Source organism: Pedobacter sp. UBA5917, from assembly GCF_002432345.1.
In the GTDB taxonomy this organism is placed as follows: domain Bacteria; phylum Bacteroidota; class Bacteroidia; order Sphingobacteriales; family Sphingobacteriaceae; genus Pedobacter.
Map to the genome: position 1 here is coordinate 1 of NZ_DJDT01000195.1, position 16390 is coordinate 16390.

At 41.6% G+C, this 16390-nt stretch carries 11 protein-coding genes; 3 read left to right on the forward strand and 8 right to left on the reverse strand.

Features of this window, described 5'->3' with window-relative positions:
- Positions 1-5: 5 nt before the first annotated feature.
- The 3 genes from B2V92_RS12865 to B2V92_RS12875 form a co-directional block, all read right to left on the reverse strand.
- Positions 6-923, reverse strand: coding sequence for a dihydrodipicolinate synthase family protein (locus B2V92_RS12865; protein WP_293308617.1), 918 nt, complete (start codon positions 921-923; stop codon positions 6-8).
- Between the two features lie 615 nt (positions 924-1538).
- Complete coding sequence (locus B2V92_RS12870; protein ID WP_293308619.1) at positions 1539-2936, reverse strand: aminopeptidase P family protein; 1398 nt, start codon at positions 2934-2936, stop codon at positions 1539-1541.
- Positions 2937-3512: 576 nt separating this feature from the next.
- Complete coding sequence (locus B2V92_RS12875) at positions 3513-5288, reverse strand: aminopeptidase P family protein (RefSeq protein WP_293308622.1); 1776 nt, start codon at positions 5286-5288, stop codon at positions 3513-3515.
- Positions 5289-5398: 110 nt separating this feature from the next.
- On the opposite strand from B2V92_RS12875, the gene B2V92_RS12880 reads away from it, so the two are divergent.
- The 3 genes from B2V92_RS12880 to B2V92_RS12890 all read left to right on the forward strand — a co-directional run bounded on the left by B2V92_RS12880 (position 5399) and on the right by B2V92_RS12890 (position 7919).
- Entirely contained in the window at positions 5399-6262 is an 864-nt protein-coding gene (locus tag B2V92_RS12880) for a helix-turn-helix domain-containing protein (protein ID WP_293308625.1), read from the forward strand.
- A 108-nt stretch (positions 6263-6370) separates the two neighbouring features.
- Complete coding sequence (locus tag B2V92_RS12885) at positions 6371-7414, forward strand: alpha/beta hydrolase (protein WP_293308627.1); 1044 nt, start codon at positions 6371-6373, stop codon at positions 7412-7414.
- Positions 7415-7499: 85 nt separating this feature from the next.
- Positions 7500-7919: an OsmC family protein gene (locus tag B2V92_RS12890; protein WP_293308630.1), complete on the forward strand. Its 420-nt coding sequence runs from the start codon at positions 7500-7502 to the stop codon at positions 7917-7919.
- A gap of 383 nt (positions 7920-8302) precedes the next feature.
- Here the strand turns inward: B2V92_RS12890 and B2V92_RS12895 are convergent, their stop codons facing one another.
- From B2V92_RS12895 to B2V92_RS12915, 5 genes are all read right to left on the reverse strand, one after another.
- The gene (locus B2V92_RS12895; protein WP_293308632.1) at positions 8303-9832 is read right to left on the reverse strand and encodes an arylsulfatase; all 1530 of its coding nucleotides are present in this window, start codon (positions 9830-9832) and stop codon (positions 8303-8305) included.
- A gap of 172 nt (positions 9833-10004) precedes the next feature.
- Positions 10005-10559 carry a TlpA disulfide reductase family protein gene (locus B2V92_RS12900; RefSeq protein ID WP_293308634.1) on the reverse strand — a complete coding sequence of 185 codons (555 nt, stop codon included), beginning with the start codon at positions 10557-10559 and terminating at the stop codon, positions 10005-10007.
- 89 nt (positions 10560-10648) lie between these two features.
- Positions 10649-12181, reverse strand: coding sequence for a hypothetical protein (locus B2V92_RS12905; protein ID WP_293308636.1), 1533 nt, complete (start codon positions 12179-12181; stop codon positions 10649-10651).
- A 10-nt stretch (positions 12182-12191) separates the two neighbouring features.
- On the reverse strand, positions 12192-15203 hold the full coding sequence (locus tag B2V92_RS12910) for a SusC/RagA family TonB-linked outer membrane protein (protein WP_293308638.1): 3012 nt from the start codon (positions 15201-15203) through the stop codon (positions 12192-12194).
- Positions 15204-15219: 16 nt separating this feature from the next.
- Positions 15220-16390 (reverse strand): transferrin receptor-like dimerization domain-containing protein (locus tag B2V92_RS12915; protein ID WP_293308641.1); only part of this gene is annotated, 1171 nt, incomplete at its 5' end.

The following is a 16390-nucleotide window of genomic DNA, read 5'->3' on the forward strand; positions in this document are numbered from 1 at the left end:
TTAAACTATTTCCCCCAACTACCGTCAGGCAATTGTGGACGGGCAGCCAATGCATCGTTTATAATCTTCAATACTTTTTCCCTTTCGGCCCCACTTACCGGTAAACGCGGTGCACGCACCGCTTCGGTGCCGAGTCCGGTGGCAACTTCTGCCAGTTTAATGTACTGTACCAATTTAGGATGGATATCGAGTTCCAAAACAGGCAAAAACCAACGGTAAATGGTAAGTGCTTCGGCAATACGGTTTTGTTCGATCAATCTGAAAATGGCTACCGTTTCCCTTGGAAAAGCATCAACCAAACCAGCTACCCAGCCATGTGCCCCCATCACGATGCTTTCCATCGCCAAAGGATCTACACCGGTAAAAATCTTAAAGCGATCGCCAAAACGGTTAATCAAACGGGTAACATTCGAAACATCCCTCGTTGATTCTTTGATGGCCTGGATATTTTCGTATTTGGTTAAAACCTCGAACATATCCAGTGTAACCTCGATTTTATAATCAACGGGGTTGTTATAAATCATGATCGGGAGTTTAGTACTTTCTGCAATGGCGCCAAAAAATGCCAAAGTTTCATCGGGCGCAGCACTATAACGCATGGGCGGTAATAACATCAATCCGTTGGCGCCTAACGATTCTGCTTTTTTAGCCACTTCTATCGCTTTTTTAGTGGTTGCCTCTGCAATATTCAGCAAAACCGGAACACGGCCATTTACGAGGCTTAAAGTGTGCGAGAGCAATCCAAATTTTTCTTCATCACTAAGTACGCTGGCTTCGCCTAGCGATCCGCCCAAAATAATACCTTCTGCACCCGCTTCCAGTTGTGATTCGATGTTTAAATCGAAAGCCTCGAAATCCAGTTCATCGTTCGCTGTAAATTTTGTAGTTACAGCAGGGAAAACCCCCGTCCATTTAATACTCATGTATTCTTATTATTTTAATAATATGATCAATAGAAGCTTTAATCAAACTATTAGTTTAATTGATTAAAGCATCATAGTGTTAGCATTTTCGGATGATCCGTTTTAAATACTTTTTCAAAAGTAGCGGATAAGGGTATGTGGATATTGTTGGATTTTAACCAATATCGGTTATAAATAGACCAATAAAAGGCAGGTGGGTAATGACGGTGAACAATCAGGCAGAAACATCTAACCGTATCAAATACAAGAGGCTTGATTATGGAAAATATTAGTCGGCTTAGATGTTCTTAGGTGACTAAGGTGGTCAAATTTATATGGTGCAGTTTTTTTATTGACCACCTTAGTCACCTTAGTTCACCTGAGTTCACTTGAGTTTTACATATTGAATAGTAAATACAAGCAATAAAAATGAAACATTTGACTGCAAAAAAAATGGTACCCTTAAAAGAATACCATTAGTTAAATCTGTAAGGTGGCAACGCCATACTCCATGAATAAAGTGCATATGCAACAGCGATCGTTGCAAGATTGCTTCTTCGGTTGAAAAAGCCTCATCGCAATAACGACTTACTGTAACCTGACAGCACGAATATCAAAATACTTTAACAGATATTTTTAATAAGCATTGCTTCTGATCGATTCGATTTCTTCAGTGGTTAATGCGAGGGGTTTACCCAACATCCGGCTACCGTTTTCGGTAACCAGAAAATCGTCTTCCACCCTGATGCCGCTAAAGTTCCTGAACTCTTCCAACTTGTCGTAGTTGATAAATTCGCTAAACTGATTTACAGCCTTCCAACGGTCTATCAATTCAGGAATGATATAAACACCAGGTTCGACGGTTAATACATAACCTGCTTCGAGCGCTTTGCCCAACCGCAACGATTTTAAACCAAACTGCGTGGTATTTTTCAATAACCCATCGGTATAACCCACGTATTGCTCGCCCAAATCTTCCATATCATGTACATCGAGCCCCATCATATGACCGGTTCCGCACTGGAAGAACATGGCATGCGCTCCGGCCTGTACAGCATCATCGATGTTTCCCTTCATCAGGCCGATATCTTTTAGGCCCTGGGCAAGCATTTTACAGGAAGCCAAGTGTACATCTAAATATCGCACACCAGGCGCTAACAGGTTTTTAGCATGGATATAGGCGTTGAGCACAATATCATAAACGTCTTTTTGTTCGGCACTGAATTTCTTAGCTACCGGAAAGGTACGTGTAAGATCGCCTGCATAACCCAGGGCTGTTTCTACGCCCGAATCGTTCAGCACCATTTGCCCTTCTTTGAGCTGGTTGCCGTGGTAATGGTTATGGAGAATTTCGCCCTGAACCGTTAGGATCACCGGATAAGCCAGATTGCCTCCGGCTGCTAAAGCCTCACCCTGAATTTTGGCAGCCAGTTCGCGTTCATACATCCCAGGTTTTGCCTGTTGCATTACCATCAGATGGATATCTGCGGAAAGTGATGCGGCACGGTCAAGCTCTACTATTTCTTCAACTGATTTAATTGAACGTTGTGAAACAACAGCTTTTATAAACAGAAGTGATGATTGCTCTTTAAGCTGATCGATTGGAATATTAAACCAGTTGGCCAGTTTAATTTTATTCTCCGGACGATAGGGCGGAAGAAAATGTAGCGAACGTTTTTTCTCCTGATATTTTTTGAGATAAACATCAAGCTGATCTAAAGGCAGTACCTGGGTTAAACCAGAATCCGCACTTTTTTCGGCAAGGGTTTTCTGTCTGCCCATCCAAACGATATCGTCGATTCCCATTTCATTTCCGAAGAGGATGGTTTCATTTTCATCCAAATCGATAATAGCGGCGAGCGATGGTTCGCTGATCCCAAAATAATACAAGAAAGCACTGTCCTGCCTGAAGTGGTAAGTATTGTCTTTATAATTCATCGGGCTATCTTCATTACCCAAAAAGAGCAATATCCCTGAATTTATTTTTGATTGTAAAACGGAACGTCGTTGGAGGTAAACTTCTTTTTTAAACATAATAATAAGTGTTAAGCAAATATCCCAAATGCTATTGTTATCCGGGAAGGATTTTGCCGAATGGCTAAAATATGGGTGATATCTGCAAATTATAAGCCAGGTGATAAAAGTGGAAATAAATTTCTGCTTTGCGAAAAATAAGGCTGAAATCTGACAAAAGTTGTCAATTTCAAAATCATTTTGATATTATTAATCAATAGTATTTTGATTATTAAGATTATAAACTATCATATATTAAGTTTTAGTTTATTTATTAGGAGCTAATTATTAACCAAAAAATATATTAAATAGTTTATAAACAAAATGAACTAAGATTTATATTAATATAATTTGAATATAAATTAACTTATTAAACTGATTATTAATATTTAATGATAATTGTTAAATCAAAAATTTTGTTGTAAAGCTCAAAAATCATATTCCAAGGCAGATCTCTCCACTCCGCAATGCTCCGGTCGAGATGACGGATTCTTTATTAAGCTCACCTACTAACGTCATCTCGAGCGAAGTGCAACGAAGTCGAGATGATGGTTGTTTTACTAAAATGTCATCCAACGAAATAATGATCTATGCCATTTAAACAGCCTTACATTTATCTTTCAACCATTCGGCTTCCTCAATAGATAATAATGGTTGTAACTGATCAAACACCTTTTGATTATACTGATTTAACCAGGCCAGCTGGTGTGTTTCGAGAAGCGATTTATTTACGATTGTGGTATCGATAAAACATAAAGTCAGGGTTTCGAAAGCAAGAAAATCGCCAAATTCGGTATGGAGATGCGGTACACATAAAACCAGGTTTTCGATGCGTACCCCATGGCTTCCGGTGCGATAAATACCCGGTTCGATGGAGTTTACCATCCCAGGCTTAAAGGCAATATCGATATTTGCCGGGCTAATGGTTTGAGGGCCTTCGTGTACGTTAAGGAAGAACCCAATACCATGACCAGTGCCGTGGCCATAATTAATGTTATAATCCCAAAGGGGTTTACGGCAGATGGAATCGATCTGATAACCTTTTGTACCTGCCGGGAAGATCAATTTTGAGCCTTCAATCAAACCTTTTAGTACCAAGGTATAATCATCCGCCTGTTGTTTTGTGTAATTTCCGATGGGCATTACCCTGGTAATATCGGTTGTACCGTACAAATATTGTCCACCCGAATCAACCAGGAATAAACCATCACCTACAATTTCCTGATCGCTTTCGGGTGTAACGCTGTAATGCGGCAATGCGCCATTGGCGTTATATCCTGCAATGGTATTAAAACTCAGGTCAACAAAAGCAGACTGTTCGGCCCTGAATGAAGCGAGTTTTTCTGCTGCAGACCATTCACTGATTTTTTCTTTCCCCAAACAATCTTCCATCCATTTAAAGAACCTGGTTAAGGCAACACCATCATGCCGCATTGCTTTGCGGATATGGTTAATTTCGACCTCGTTTTTAAGACTTTTGAGGTGTGTGCTGGGATTGATGCCAAAAATAATTTTAGCAGCTGTAGGTAAAAGCTGATAGAGGCCAAAACAGGTCCGTTTGGGATCGATAAAAATCGTGGCATCGTTAGCGATTGCTGCCAATGCATTTCCAATTTCGCGATATGGAAACAAACTTACGCCCTGCTGATTTAAACTGTCAACATCGGTTTTTGAAAGCTTTTGTTCATCGATAAACAGCTTTACCCCATCAGGTGTGATTAAGGCAAAACTTAAAGCAACAGGATTGTAATCCACATCATTGCCACGAAGGTTAAAAAGCCAGGCCATGTCATCAAGTGACGAAATAAAATGATATGCAGCGCCATTTTGCTTTAACACAGTGCTTACCTGTTCTATTTTGCCTGAAATATTTAATCCTGCGGCTGCCTCATCAATTAAAAAAGCTTTTTCTGCCGGTAGCCCTACCCTATCTGTCCAAATGCTGCCAATAAAATCTATATCTGCTATTGATATTTCCCTCTGCTGGAGGCTATTTTTTAATTCCACAGCCGATGCCACAGTGATCAATTGGTGATTAAAGCCAACTTTGGCACCTTTAGTCAGTACCCCGGTCAACCAATCGATGTATTCGGGCGTATGTGGCACTTTTAATTTTACAAGTTCATATCCTGTACCTTTTAATTGCGTTTCGGCCTGGGTAAAGTACCTTGAGTCTGTCCAAAGGCCTGCAAAATCCTGCGTAATCACCAAAGTAGCGGCCGAACCTGTAAAACCAGAGGCAAAAGGAATGGCCTTATAATGCGCAGGCAGGTACTCACTGATGTGCGGATCGGCAGCCGTAATGATGTAAGCATCTATATTTTGAGCGATCATTAACTTACGTAAAGCCTGCAATTTTTCGATATAGGTCATGTTGTGGAAGAATTGGTATCAGCCAAATTTAAAAATTACGATGGTATCGTCGCAGCTATCAGCTAAAATTTTACCGGGTAGTTCTGCTTCAATTACAAATACCGTTATATTTGAAACATCTCCCAGCAAATCATCAGATGAACAACCTCAGGCAGTTTGAATTTAAAAAATTCGGTTACCAAACCTTTTCCAAAGATCTACCCGCTATTTTGGCCAAAGATGATTATAGTCCATTTATTAAAATCCTTTTCGTTAAAAAGGGAGCGAAAGCAACTGTAGATTTTAAGGATTATGAATTGGAAAAAGATTCGGTTTTTTTTATCAATGCAGGTCAGTATTTTGCTTTTGATGCGAATTGCGAGGGCATTATGCTTTTTTATAACCGCGATTTTTACTGCGTAGAAATCCACGATAAGGAAGTGGCCTGCGATGGGATCCTTTTCCATAATGTTTACGAAATTCCGGTAATTGAACTGGATGACATACATTCGGTACTTTTTAACCAGATTTTTTTGGAGATCAGGTCTGAACTCGATTTGCAGGATACGGCCATGGAAGAAATGGTGAGGACACTGCTAAAACAACTGATCATTAAATCAACCAGGATCTGGAAACACGAACATCATGTATCTTCGGAAGAGGCACGGCAGGACCTGGAGTTTTCGAGAAACTTTAGCCAGTTAGTAGAATGGAATTACACCCGTTACCATACCGTGGCAGAATATGCCGACCTGTTGAAGGTAACACCAAAAATCCTGAGTAAAAGAATCTCCAAACAATCAAAAGATACCCCTAACGACCTGATTAAAAACAGAATTATATTAGAAGCCAAGCGTTTGCTGGTGCATACCACTTTAAGTGTAAAAGAAATTGCCTACAAACTGAGCTATGATGATCCTTCTTATTTTATCCGATTGTTTACCAAACAGGCTGCAACGCCACCACAACAGTTCAGGTTACGCTATCAATCTTAACGTCGGGGGAAAAATGTCCTATACTTAGCGAAAACGGTGCATTGCCCGGCCACGGCATTGCCTGTAATTTTGACCTATCAATTCATTCACAATTTAAAACGAATCAAAATGAAAAGTCAAAATTTATTAAACCGCATTAAATTAATAGTTCCAGCCTTATTTTTAAGCGCTTCTTTATCGGCACAGGTAGTTAATCCCGCAACTGATCCTGCTATCGAAAGTCACATTAAATCTTTCTTAAATGTTTTAAACGCCGGCAATGGAAAACCGATGGAACAGATGACACCTGTTGAAGCCCGCGCAGTATTAACCGGGGCACAATCATCTGTTAAGGTAGATTTATCAGGTGTAGAAAATCAGGAAAAAACAATCACCGTAAACGGGAACAAAATAAAACTTGATATTGTGCGCCCGGCCGGTGATAAACGTAAATTACCGGTATTTATGTTCTTCCATGGTGGAGGTTGGGTATTGGGTGATTTCCCTACCCACCAGCGTCTGGTTCGCGATTTAGTAGTTAACTCAGGTGCAGTGGCCGTTTTTGTGAACTACACTCCTTCTCCTGAAGCACAATATCCGGTAGCTATTAATCAGGCTTATGATGCAACTGTCTGGGTAGCGGCACATGGCAACGAGATTAATGTGGATGGTAAACGTTTGGCCGTTGCCGGAAACAGTGTTGGCGGAAATATGGCAGCTGTGGTTTCGTTAATGGCGAAAGAGAAAAAAGGTCCTGCAATCCGTTTTCAACTATTAATGTGGCCAGTAACCGACGCCAATTTCAACACGCCATCTTATAACCAATTTGCAACCGGCAGGTTCTTAACCACCAATATGATGAAATGGTTCTGGGATAATTATACCAAAAAAGAAAATGAACGCAACGAGATTTATGCTTCGCCACTAAGGGCCAGCAGCGAACAGCTCGCCGGATTACCTACTGCCTTAATTCAAACTGCAGAAAATGATGTTTTGAGGGATGAAGGTGAAAACTACGGTAAAAAACTGGATGCCGCAGGTGTTAAAGTAATTGTTACCAGGTACAATGGCATGATCCACGATTTCGGATTGCTAAACCCTTTGGCTACCGTTCCGGCTGTAAGATCGCAGGTATTACAGGCAGGGGCTGAATTGAGGAACGCTTTGAGGTAAATGTTCAATAATCAATTAGCAAGGAGCAATAACCAATTATCAAAAAACAGTATTTAAGAACAATAATTCAATAATTATAAAAAACATGAAACGTACAGCAAAAGCACATTGGAACGGTAATTTAACCACGGGAAACGGCGTAATTTCTACTCAAAGTACCGTATTAAACAATACACAATATTCATTCAAAACCAGGTTTCAGGACGGTATCGGCACCAATCCTGAAGAGTTGATTGCCGCGGCACATGCCGGATGTTTTACCATGGCGGTAGGCGCAGCTTTAACCCAGGCAGGTTTTACACCGAACGATCTGGATACAGACGCTATTTTAGATCTTGACATGGCAAATTTAAGTATTACAGGCATTCATCTGAGCCTTAAAGCAGAAAGCATTGATGGTGTTGATGGAGCAACATTTAAGGACATTGCTGAAGGTGCAAAAGCCAATTGTATTGTATCGAAAGCGCTAAATGTACCAATTACTTTAGAAGTGGTTTACGGGTAAACAACATCTCATTTTACAAAGAAGCAGGCGTTAGTCTGCTTCTTTTGTTTATAGCATATTCGTTCTGGAAACACCGATGAACACCAAAGACTCCTTTTCTTTTTTACCCAATTTTTCATGCTGAGCGTAGTAGAAGGATGTATTTATACCTCTAAACCACTCGTTTTTTTCTACCTTTTTCATCAGCTAAACCACCTGAGCACACCTAAGTTTTTATTCTCCCGCAATTTATCACCCTAAACCTTACACCTTAAGCCTTTTCACCACCTAAGTCACCTGAGTACACCTAAGTTTTTATTCTCCCTCAATTTATCACCTTACACCCTAAACCTTACACCTTAAGCCTTAAACCTTTTCCATTATCCGAATCGAACAATTTTTATTCACTGCTTTTCTTTCTCCAAAACAGGTATCTCAAACCTTTTAATCACCGGCGTATGGTGTTCTTTTTTTGAAATGGCAACCATTTGGCTAATAATTTCGGGATGGGATGCTGCGATATCGTTCTGCTCTTTTAAATCGGTACTGAGATCGTACAAAGTCCATTTGTCATTTCCTTTGAGCATGTTTAACCTTACCCCTTTCCAATTACCGATACGGATGGCCTGCTGTCCGCCGTACTCGGGATATTCGAAATAGAGATAGTCGTGCTGTAACTGTTTCCCTTTGCCCAAAATGCTTGGTAAAATGCTTAAACCATCTATTCCGGTTGGAGCTTTAATATCCAGCAGATCGCAAAAAGTAGGCATCATATCCAGGGTTGAAGAGATTAGGTTGTTGGTTACACCTTCCTTTACCTTGCCCGGCCACGATACAATAAATGGCTCCCTAATGCCCCCTTCCCTAACAAAACCCTTGCCCCAGCCAAATTCGGCTTTAAAAGGACCATTACTTTCGAAAAATGCAGGATCGGCACCAGCGTTGAAAGCTGTACCATTATCAGCACAGAACATGATGATGGTATTATCATAAACACCTTCTTCTTTTAGCTTTTTAATCAATTGTCCAATCTGTTGATCGAGTAAGGTAATCATCGCCGCATAGGTTGCACGCGGATAGCGGCAGGGGAAATATGAGCCGCCTAGAAACGGCTTTTCATCGCCAAACTTTTTATGGTAATAATCTATCAGCTCTTTAGGTGCCTGTAATGATACATGTGGCAGCGGACTTGCATAATACAAAAAGAAAGGGTTATCCTTATTCTTCCCGATAAAATTTAGGGCGGCTTTGATCAGAAAATCGGGAGCGTAATCGTTCTGTTGATATTTTTCGTAGTTTTTTTCATTCAGGGGATCAAGATCAGCCGGAAATTTAACATCGGGGTCTACTATTTTATTATCCAATGGAACCCGGTTTTCGTTCTCCCATAAATGTCCATTGTAATAGGTATGGTCCTGCCTTTGGCAGATAAAACCGTAAAAATAATCAAAACCCTGACGGTTTGGTATACCAGCAGTCATAGGGCTTCCCAACCCCCATTTACCCACCAATGCGGTATGATAACCTGCGGTTTTTAATACTTTGGCAATGGTAATGGTCGAATCGGGGATCGGGTATTGTCCTTCGAGAAAAGGATTTACCTCCATTACTTTAAAACTCCATACATCTCCCCGTTCTTCCCACTCATGGTTACCGCGGATAAACGCTTTGCCCGAGTTAATACCGGTCATTAAGCCATATCTCGATGGTGCACAAACCGGATAGGCATAATGCTGGGTAAAACGCATGCCACGTTTGGCAAGTGCATCTAAATTAGGGGTTTCTATTTTCTGCTGGCCGTAACTACCCAATTCGCCATAGCCCAGATCATCGGCAAGGATATAAACGATATTAGGTTTTGCCTTTGATTGTTGTGCGAAAGAATTAAAGGTAAAAAGGCAGGTAAATATTAATGAAACAGTTCTTTTTATCATAGATTAAATATGGTAAGCGTTTTATAAATACAATATATTGATATTAATGGGGCTGTTGCGAATATTTCACTGCACAAACGTTTGCATAACAGTGCTGAACCATGTTTTTCATAAAAACAGGCCCAGTAGTAACTACCGGACCTGTTCCAAAAAAAAAGATTTAATTAAGCAATTATCTGCTTGTTTTCTGGCTTAGTTCTTTAACGTTTTTAACCAACAGGCTAAATTCTTCTTTATCGTACAAACGGGTTAAAAACCTAATGTAACCATCTCTGTCGATCACTACATTACGGGTTACCCCCGCTTTTTTATCTGCAAATTTCTGAAAGATTTTAGCACCCGGATCAAGCGCCAACGGATAGCTGATGTTCATATCCTTATGGAATTTCTGCACCACATCCAATGGTTCATCACGATCAACACCAATTAGCACCACATCTTTGTTTTTATAAGCCTGCCAGATATCTTTTTCCAGGTAAGGCATTTCTTCGCGGCAAACCTTGCACCAGGCAGCGGTGAACTGTAAGATGACGATTTTACCTTTTAACTCTTTTAACGTGGTTTTCTTTCCATCATTGAGCACGAGTTCAAAATCGTCGGGGGCTTTATCGCCAACTTTTACCAGGTAGCCCCTGCTATCGGCATTGGGATTTTCGAATTTGGGCTGTTGCGCAAATGCGCCAAGGCTGAGCAAAACCGCAGCCAGTGTGAATAGTTTACTTTTCATGATCTTGTTTTTTAATGGTTAACTGGTTACCCTTCGACTACGCTCAGGGGGTTAACAGGTTAATTGTATAAATTGGTTAATTGTTAAGTTTATTTTTCTGCTGCTTTCCAGCCTTCGTCAGCTGCGGTGGCCACTTCTCCGTACTTGCCTTTTTCGCCGAAATAAGCGTTCCCGCCAAAAGTATAAACGGGTTGTTTTACCAGATCGAGCTGCAACTGGGGCAAGGGATATTCGGTTGGAGTACCGCCAACTAACAGGTTGTTCCTGCGCATAAATGTAAATGGCAAAAATGCGCCTCCTGCACCATCAATTTCGATGGCATATTCGTAATGCAACTGTTTTCTTAAATCGGTTTGGTTTGCGGCTACATCCGGAAGAGTACCTATTGCTTTTCGGGCCGCAGCCGGATCATTTAACAAAGCTGCTGCCCCGGCATAATCTTTCAGCCAGAATTTAGATTCGGCTTTTAATAAACGGATTTCTTCTGCCAGGAAATAAGGATTAACAGCCCCCGGAGAGTTTAGGGTATTTGCGGTATTATACCATCTTTTTCTATACCAATTGGTAAAGAGGCCACGTCCACGGGATTCGATAAATATCCCAAAACTTGTGGTATAACCAAAATAGCTATCGAAACGTTTATCATTGCTGCTGATATTCGGCAATATTCCTGTTAAAGGATAAAATTTGGGTGTATTCCCGGTTTTATCGGCCAGGTAGGCAATTTTCACATCCGGTGGCAACCAGCCCGAACCATCCGAATTACGCTGTACCAGATTGGTTAATAGCTGATTGTAATAGCCACCTGTTACCGTAGTGATTACAAAATCGCTTGTAAAACCTTTTTCGGCATAAGCCAGTACTTTATTCCATTGCGCATCGCCGATTTTTTCGGCTTCAGCTTTATCGCGGGCTTCGGAAGACAAAATCCTGGCAGCCATCGAGTTTGCGAGTTTAATAAAATCGCTTTTACTGAAGGATTTTCCGCTCAGGAAATCGAATTTAAACTGGTTGTTTGCTTCAGCCAGGGCAATAGATTTGTCGATCAGTTTTACCCCGTTGGCAATTAAGGCTTTGTATGAGTCGGGAAAATCTTTGGTGCTTAAATTTACATCATCTACAATAATCCCACGGTCGAAAATAACCCCTAAATAACCTTGCGCTATTCCCTTGGCGTAGTATGCAGCCACGAGGCAGTCCTGTGTGCGGTCGTTACCCTGTGTATCGAAGATCTTTTTGCCCTGTTTTTCAATAATATCAAGAGCCAGGGTGGCATCTAAATTGGCCTGGTAAAAGTTGTTGTAAAAGGTATTCCAGGTTACTGCACCACGGTAAGAAGTATTGTTATTAAGCCTTAAACGCGGTTCGTTGGCAAAATCCCACCACGACGAATTTCCATTGGTATTCGTAGTTTGATCGGCTAAAAGGCTAAAATGCGTTCCGGATGCACTGGTTGAAGTGCTAAAAACGGTTTGCACGCTACTGGTGGTAAGTTTCAGCCCAAGATCTTTGATCTGATCAACGGCTTCCTGGTTGGTTAAAGTAGTTGGATTGTCGAAATCGGTTTTCTTGCAGGCACTGAGGCTTAAAGCAATCAATGATAAGTATAATAGATTTTTCATTTTCTGGTTGTTAAAAGTTTAGCGTAAGTTTTGCGCTGTAAATGCGGTAGGTTGGGTAATCGTAAAAATCCTGATTACCTTCTGGTGTTACCCCGGTAAAGGATGTCCAGGTGTATAGGTTACGCCCTACAAGTGCCAAGCGGGCATTATTTAACACCCTGTTTATGCCCAGGGCCTTTAACGGCAGTTTATAGCTTAAAGAAACTTCACGCAAAGAAACATAACTGCTTTTCTGTAACCAGTAATCGGTGGTTTGCTGGGCATTAAAAACAGCAGTAGTAAAAGCAAGTGGCAAGCCTGCCTGTGCCGCCTGATCGGAAAATGGCGAACGGTACTGATAAGTGAGGTACTGCTGGGTTTCGTTATACTTCTGGCCGCCCTGCTTCCAATCTAAAACGGCATAAACAGATAACGGACCGATATTAAAGGTATTGGAGAAACCGACGATAAAATCAGGTTGTGCATCGCCAATCACTTTCGAGTTGCCCGTTGCTGCATTCTGATAAAGCAACGGCGTTTCGGCCGCGGTGCCCAGTTGATTTTTTAAGACCACAAAACCCAGTTGGTTTACGGTAAAATCGCTCAGTTTGTAAATCCCTCCGGCAGCATTGGTTACCAGGCCCTGCGCATTGGTTTCCAGTTGATCGAGGCCGGTAAGTACGCTATAACCATAAAAGGCAAAAGGACTTACGCCGGGTGCTTTTCTGAAATCGCCATCGGTAAACTCGGGTACATCACCCAAAGAGGTAATTTTACTTCTGATTCTGCTAAAAGTAATCCCCGTATTCCAGGTAAAGGCATTTTTGGTGATCACATTGCCATTGATCTCCAGTTCGAGTGAGTTCGACTTAACCGCCCCCAGGTTGCCATAAATTCTTGCCGAGCCAGTGGTTGGCGGAAAAGCAGGAACAAGGATAAAATCGTTGATACTTTTTGAAAAAGCGTAATTGGCCTGCACATTAATGCGTTTAAACAGCTGCGCATCAAAACCAAATTCGAGCTCGGAAGTAATTGCTCTTTTCAGATCTGTGTTTTCGCGCTGGTTATAACTCACGCCACCCGAACTGGATAAGGAAACCTGACTGTCTTTGGCGCCAAATGGAGGTAAACTACCTGCTTTACCATAGGCTACCCTCAATTTCAATTCGTTAATGATGCCCAGTTTTACATCTTCCGTTAAACGGTAAGCGGTTGATACCCTCGGGAAAAAGGCTGTACCCACATCGGCACCAAATCTCGAACTGTTATCCAGCCTCCCTAGTACATCTACAAAAATCTTTTCTTTCCACGCTGCTTTTAAATTTAGAAAGTAGCCGTAGTTAACGGTTTGTTGCCAGGAGGAACCAATACTTCTGCTATCGGCCGATGCCGCAGCCAGGCTTTTCACGGGTGCACTCAGGTTGTAACCCGAAGCAGATAATGAAGTAATCCTGTTTTCTTCGTAAACCGCTTTTAAAGTTGCACCAAAATCGAAATCGTTAAATTTATTATTGTAGTTTAACTGTGCCTGTCCGTTTTTAGAAGTCGTTTTGGTGGTACTTTCACCATAATAACCATTGTTGCGGGTAATATCGGCAGAGATGGTCTGAAAACCGATCGGATAATAATCCGTTTCATTGTAATTCTCGTTCTGTAGAGAAGTGTATACCTCTGCATTCAATTTATCGGTAAACTGGTATTTTACTTTTAATCCCGCAAGCAGGTTATCGCTGTTATTGTTATACTCGCGGTAACTTAACTGGTAAAAAGGATTGTTTACATTAAAATTCTGGATATCGAAACCATAGGGTTTGAAGGCGTATTTTCCTGAAGCATCGCGTTCCTGCAGATTGATAAAAGGTTCGTAAAGCGAGGTAGCATACAATAAAGATCCGCTACCGCTCGACGAGATGGATGAGGAAGGAGTTTGATTGTTAAAATACTGCAGGCTGAGGTTAACCTCGAGTTTTTTATCTGGTTTATAACCAAAATTGAACAAGGCAGTCTGTCTTTTATCAGCGCCAACCGGCTCAGCTACGCCACCTTTATACTGGTTCTGAAAAGATGCGTAAAGCGTGTATTTATCGCCGGCTGTTGATGCAGAAACAAAATTGGTAAAATATGGATTGTTGTTGAGCATGTTGGCCACATTATCGTACACATTCTGGTAAGGATGGAGATTAAGGGAATAACCGTTAGCCTGTACATCGATGGTGCGGGCATTGCCGTTAAGCACAAATGAACCATCGGGGTTTACCTTAAAATGGTGGAACTGCGAAGTTGGTGGCGTATTCTGCACGTTGCTCAATCCAAATTCATTGTCGACAATGATATTTACCTTTCCGTTGCCTTTTCCTTTTTTGGTGAGCACCTGGATAATACCACCTTCTCCCCTTGTACCGTAAAGTGCTGATGCTGCTGCACCTTTAACCACTTCGATGGATTCGATATCCTGCGGATTCAAATCCGATAAATTTAATGCCGTTACAAAACCATCGATTACCAAAAGGGGGGCAATATTGCCAGATACGGATTTGGCGCCCCGCAGGTACACTGTAGCACCCGAATTGCCCGACGACTGACTGATCTGGATACCCGCAACCTTGCCCCGAAGGGTTTGGGAAGCATCTGTAGCCGGAACGGTATTGATCTGTTCGTTATTTACTTTTGTGAGGGCAAAGGTTAGTTTTTTGCGACTGGTTCCTTCGGCCACACCGGTAACCACCACATCAGATAACAGGTGGACATCTTCTTTTAGTTCTATATTGATTTCCGACCGGTTGTTAATGGCAAGCACCTGTTCTACATAACCCTGAAAATGAATGCTGATACTATCTGCTTTTTGGGGTAGGATTAAGTTAAATTCTCCCCTGCCATTGGTACTGGTACCAATTTTGGTGCCTTTTAATTTAATGGTGGCACCAGCCAGGGGCAGTTTATCTTTACTGTCGGTAATTTTACCGCGAAGGGTGTTCTGGGCAAAGGTCTGCAAACTGCCGAGCAGGGCAAAGCAGACTATTAAATGGATAAAAAATAATTTCATGTTTGTGGAATGGTAATTAAGGATGAGTGGTTTGGTTGATAAATTGTGAAAACTTTAAAATGGAGGATGTTAATGCTGCGATCTGCTCCTGCACCTCTTTTACATGATACTGTTCAATGGCCTCGCGCACACCCGGAAGTGTTTTTACGCCATAACCTGTGTACAGTCCCGGTGCGTAAATGCTGTGTTTGTACCATGGCCGGCCAGGTAAACCATTCGGTTGAAGCAATTGTTTTTCGGCCTGAAAAAGCAGGGTATTCAGTTTATCAGGTTTAGTATTCGAAGTAAGGGCCGTAGTTACTGCCTGGTTTAGTTTTAACGAGGCTGTTTTTAGGCTATCAACAGCTAAATTCAGTGCAGAAAAATCAAATTCTGGTAATTCTATCTGCATTGGGGGATTTTTTAGATTTTCTGTGGGATCATTAGCCAATTGATAAGCACCACTACTGATCAGTTTATTCTGGCTTTGGGCAGCCTCCCTGAGTTGTTTGGCCAAAGCGTTTACTTCGGTAACATAAGTGGCTATTTTGGCCTGGAAGTTAGAAAAGTTGAACGGAAGTACATCTGCATTGGCAAGGCGGAGCACAGCTCTTCCAGCTGTTTGGGATAAAGCTAAACCGTACTCAAAACCGGGATCTTTAAACTTGATAAAGTTATCGTAGGTATCAAAATTGGTGTGGTACTCTCCTCCCTCATCTTCACCACCAAAACCAAGGTTTAAAGTAGGAATGCCCAAGTGCTGTAAAAATGCCGAATAATCCGATCCGGTACCCAATGCGCCAAGATCGATGGTTTGATTCTCTATTACTTTTTTACGGTCGTTGATTGATGTTGTAGAAATGGCTTTATTTGCTTTCCAGCGTTCGAAAATACTGGCATTAACCTGCGGATCTTTCACTTCTTTTGAAATTTCAGAAACAAGGTTTTCGAGTGCATGCGAGCCGCCGGCTTCTAAAAAACCGCGTCCGTTGCCATCCGAATTGATATAGGCCACTGCTTTACTGTTTAATTCGGCAGCATGGTCTTCTACCCATTCGGTTGAACCTAAAAGCGATTGTTCTTCTCCATCCCAAGCAATATAAACTAAACTACGCTTCGGTTTTATCCCTGCTTTGGCCAGCAAACCGATAGATTTAGCTTCTTCGAGCAGAGATGCCAATCCACTTACCGGGTCTGCTGCACCGTTT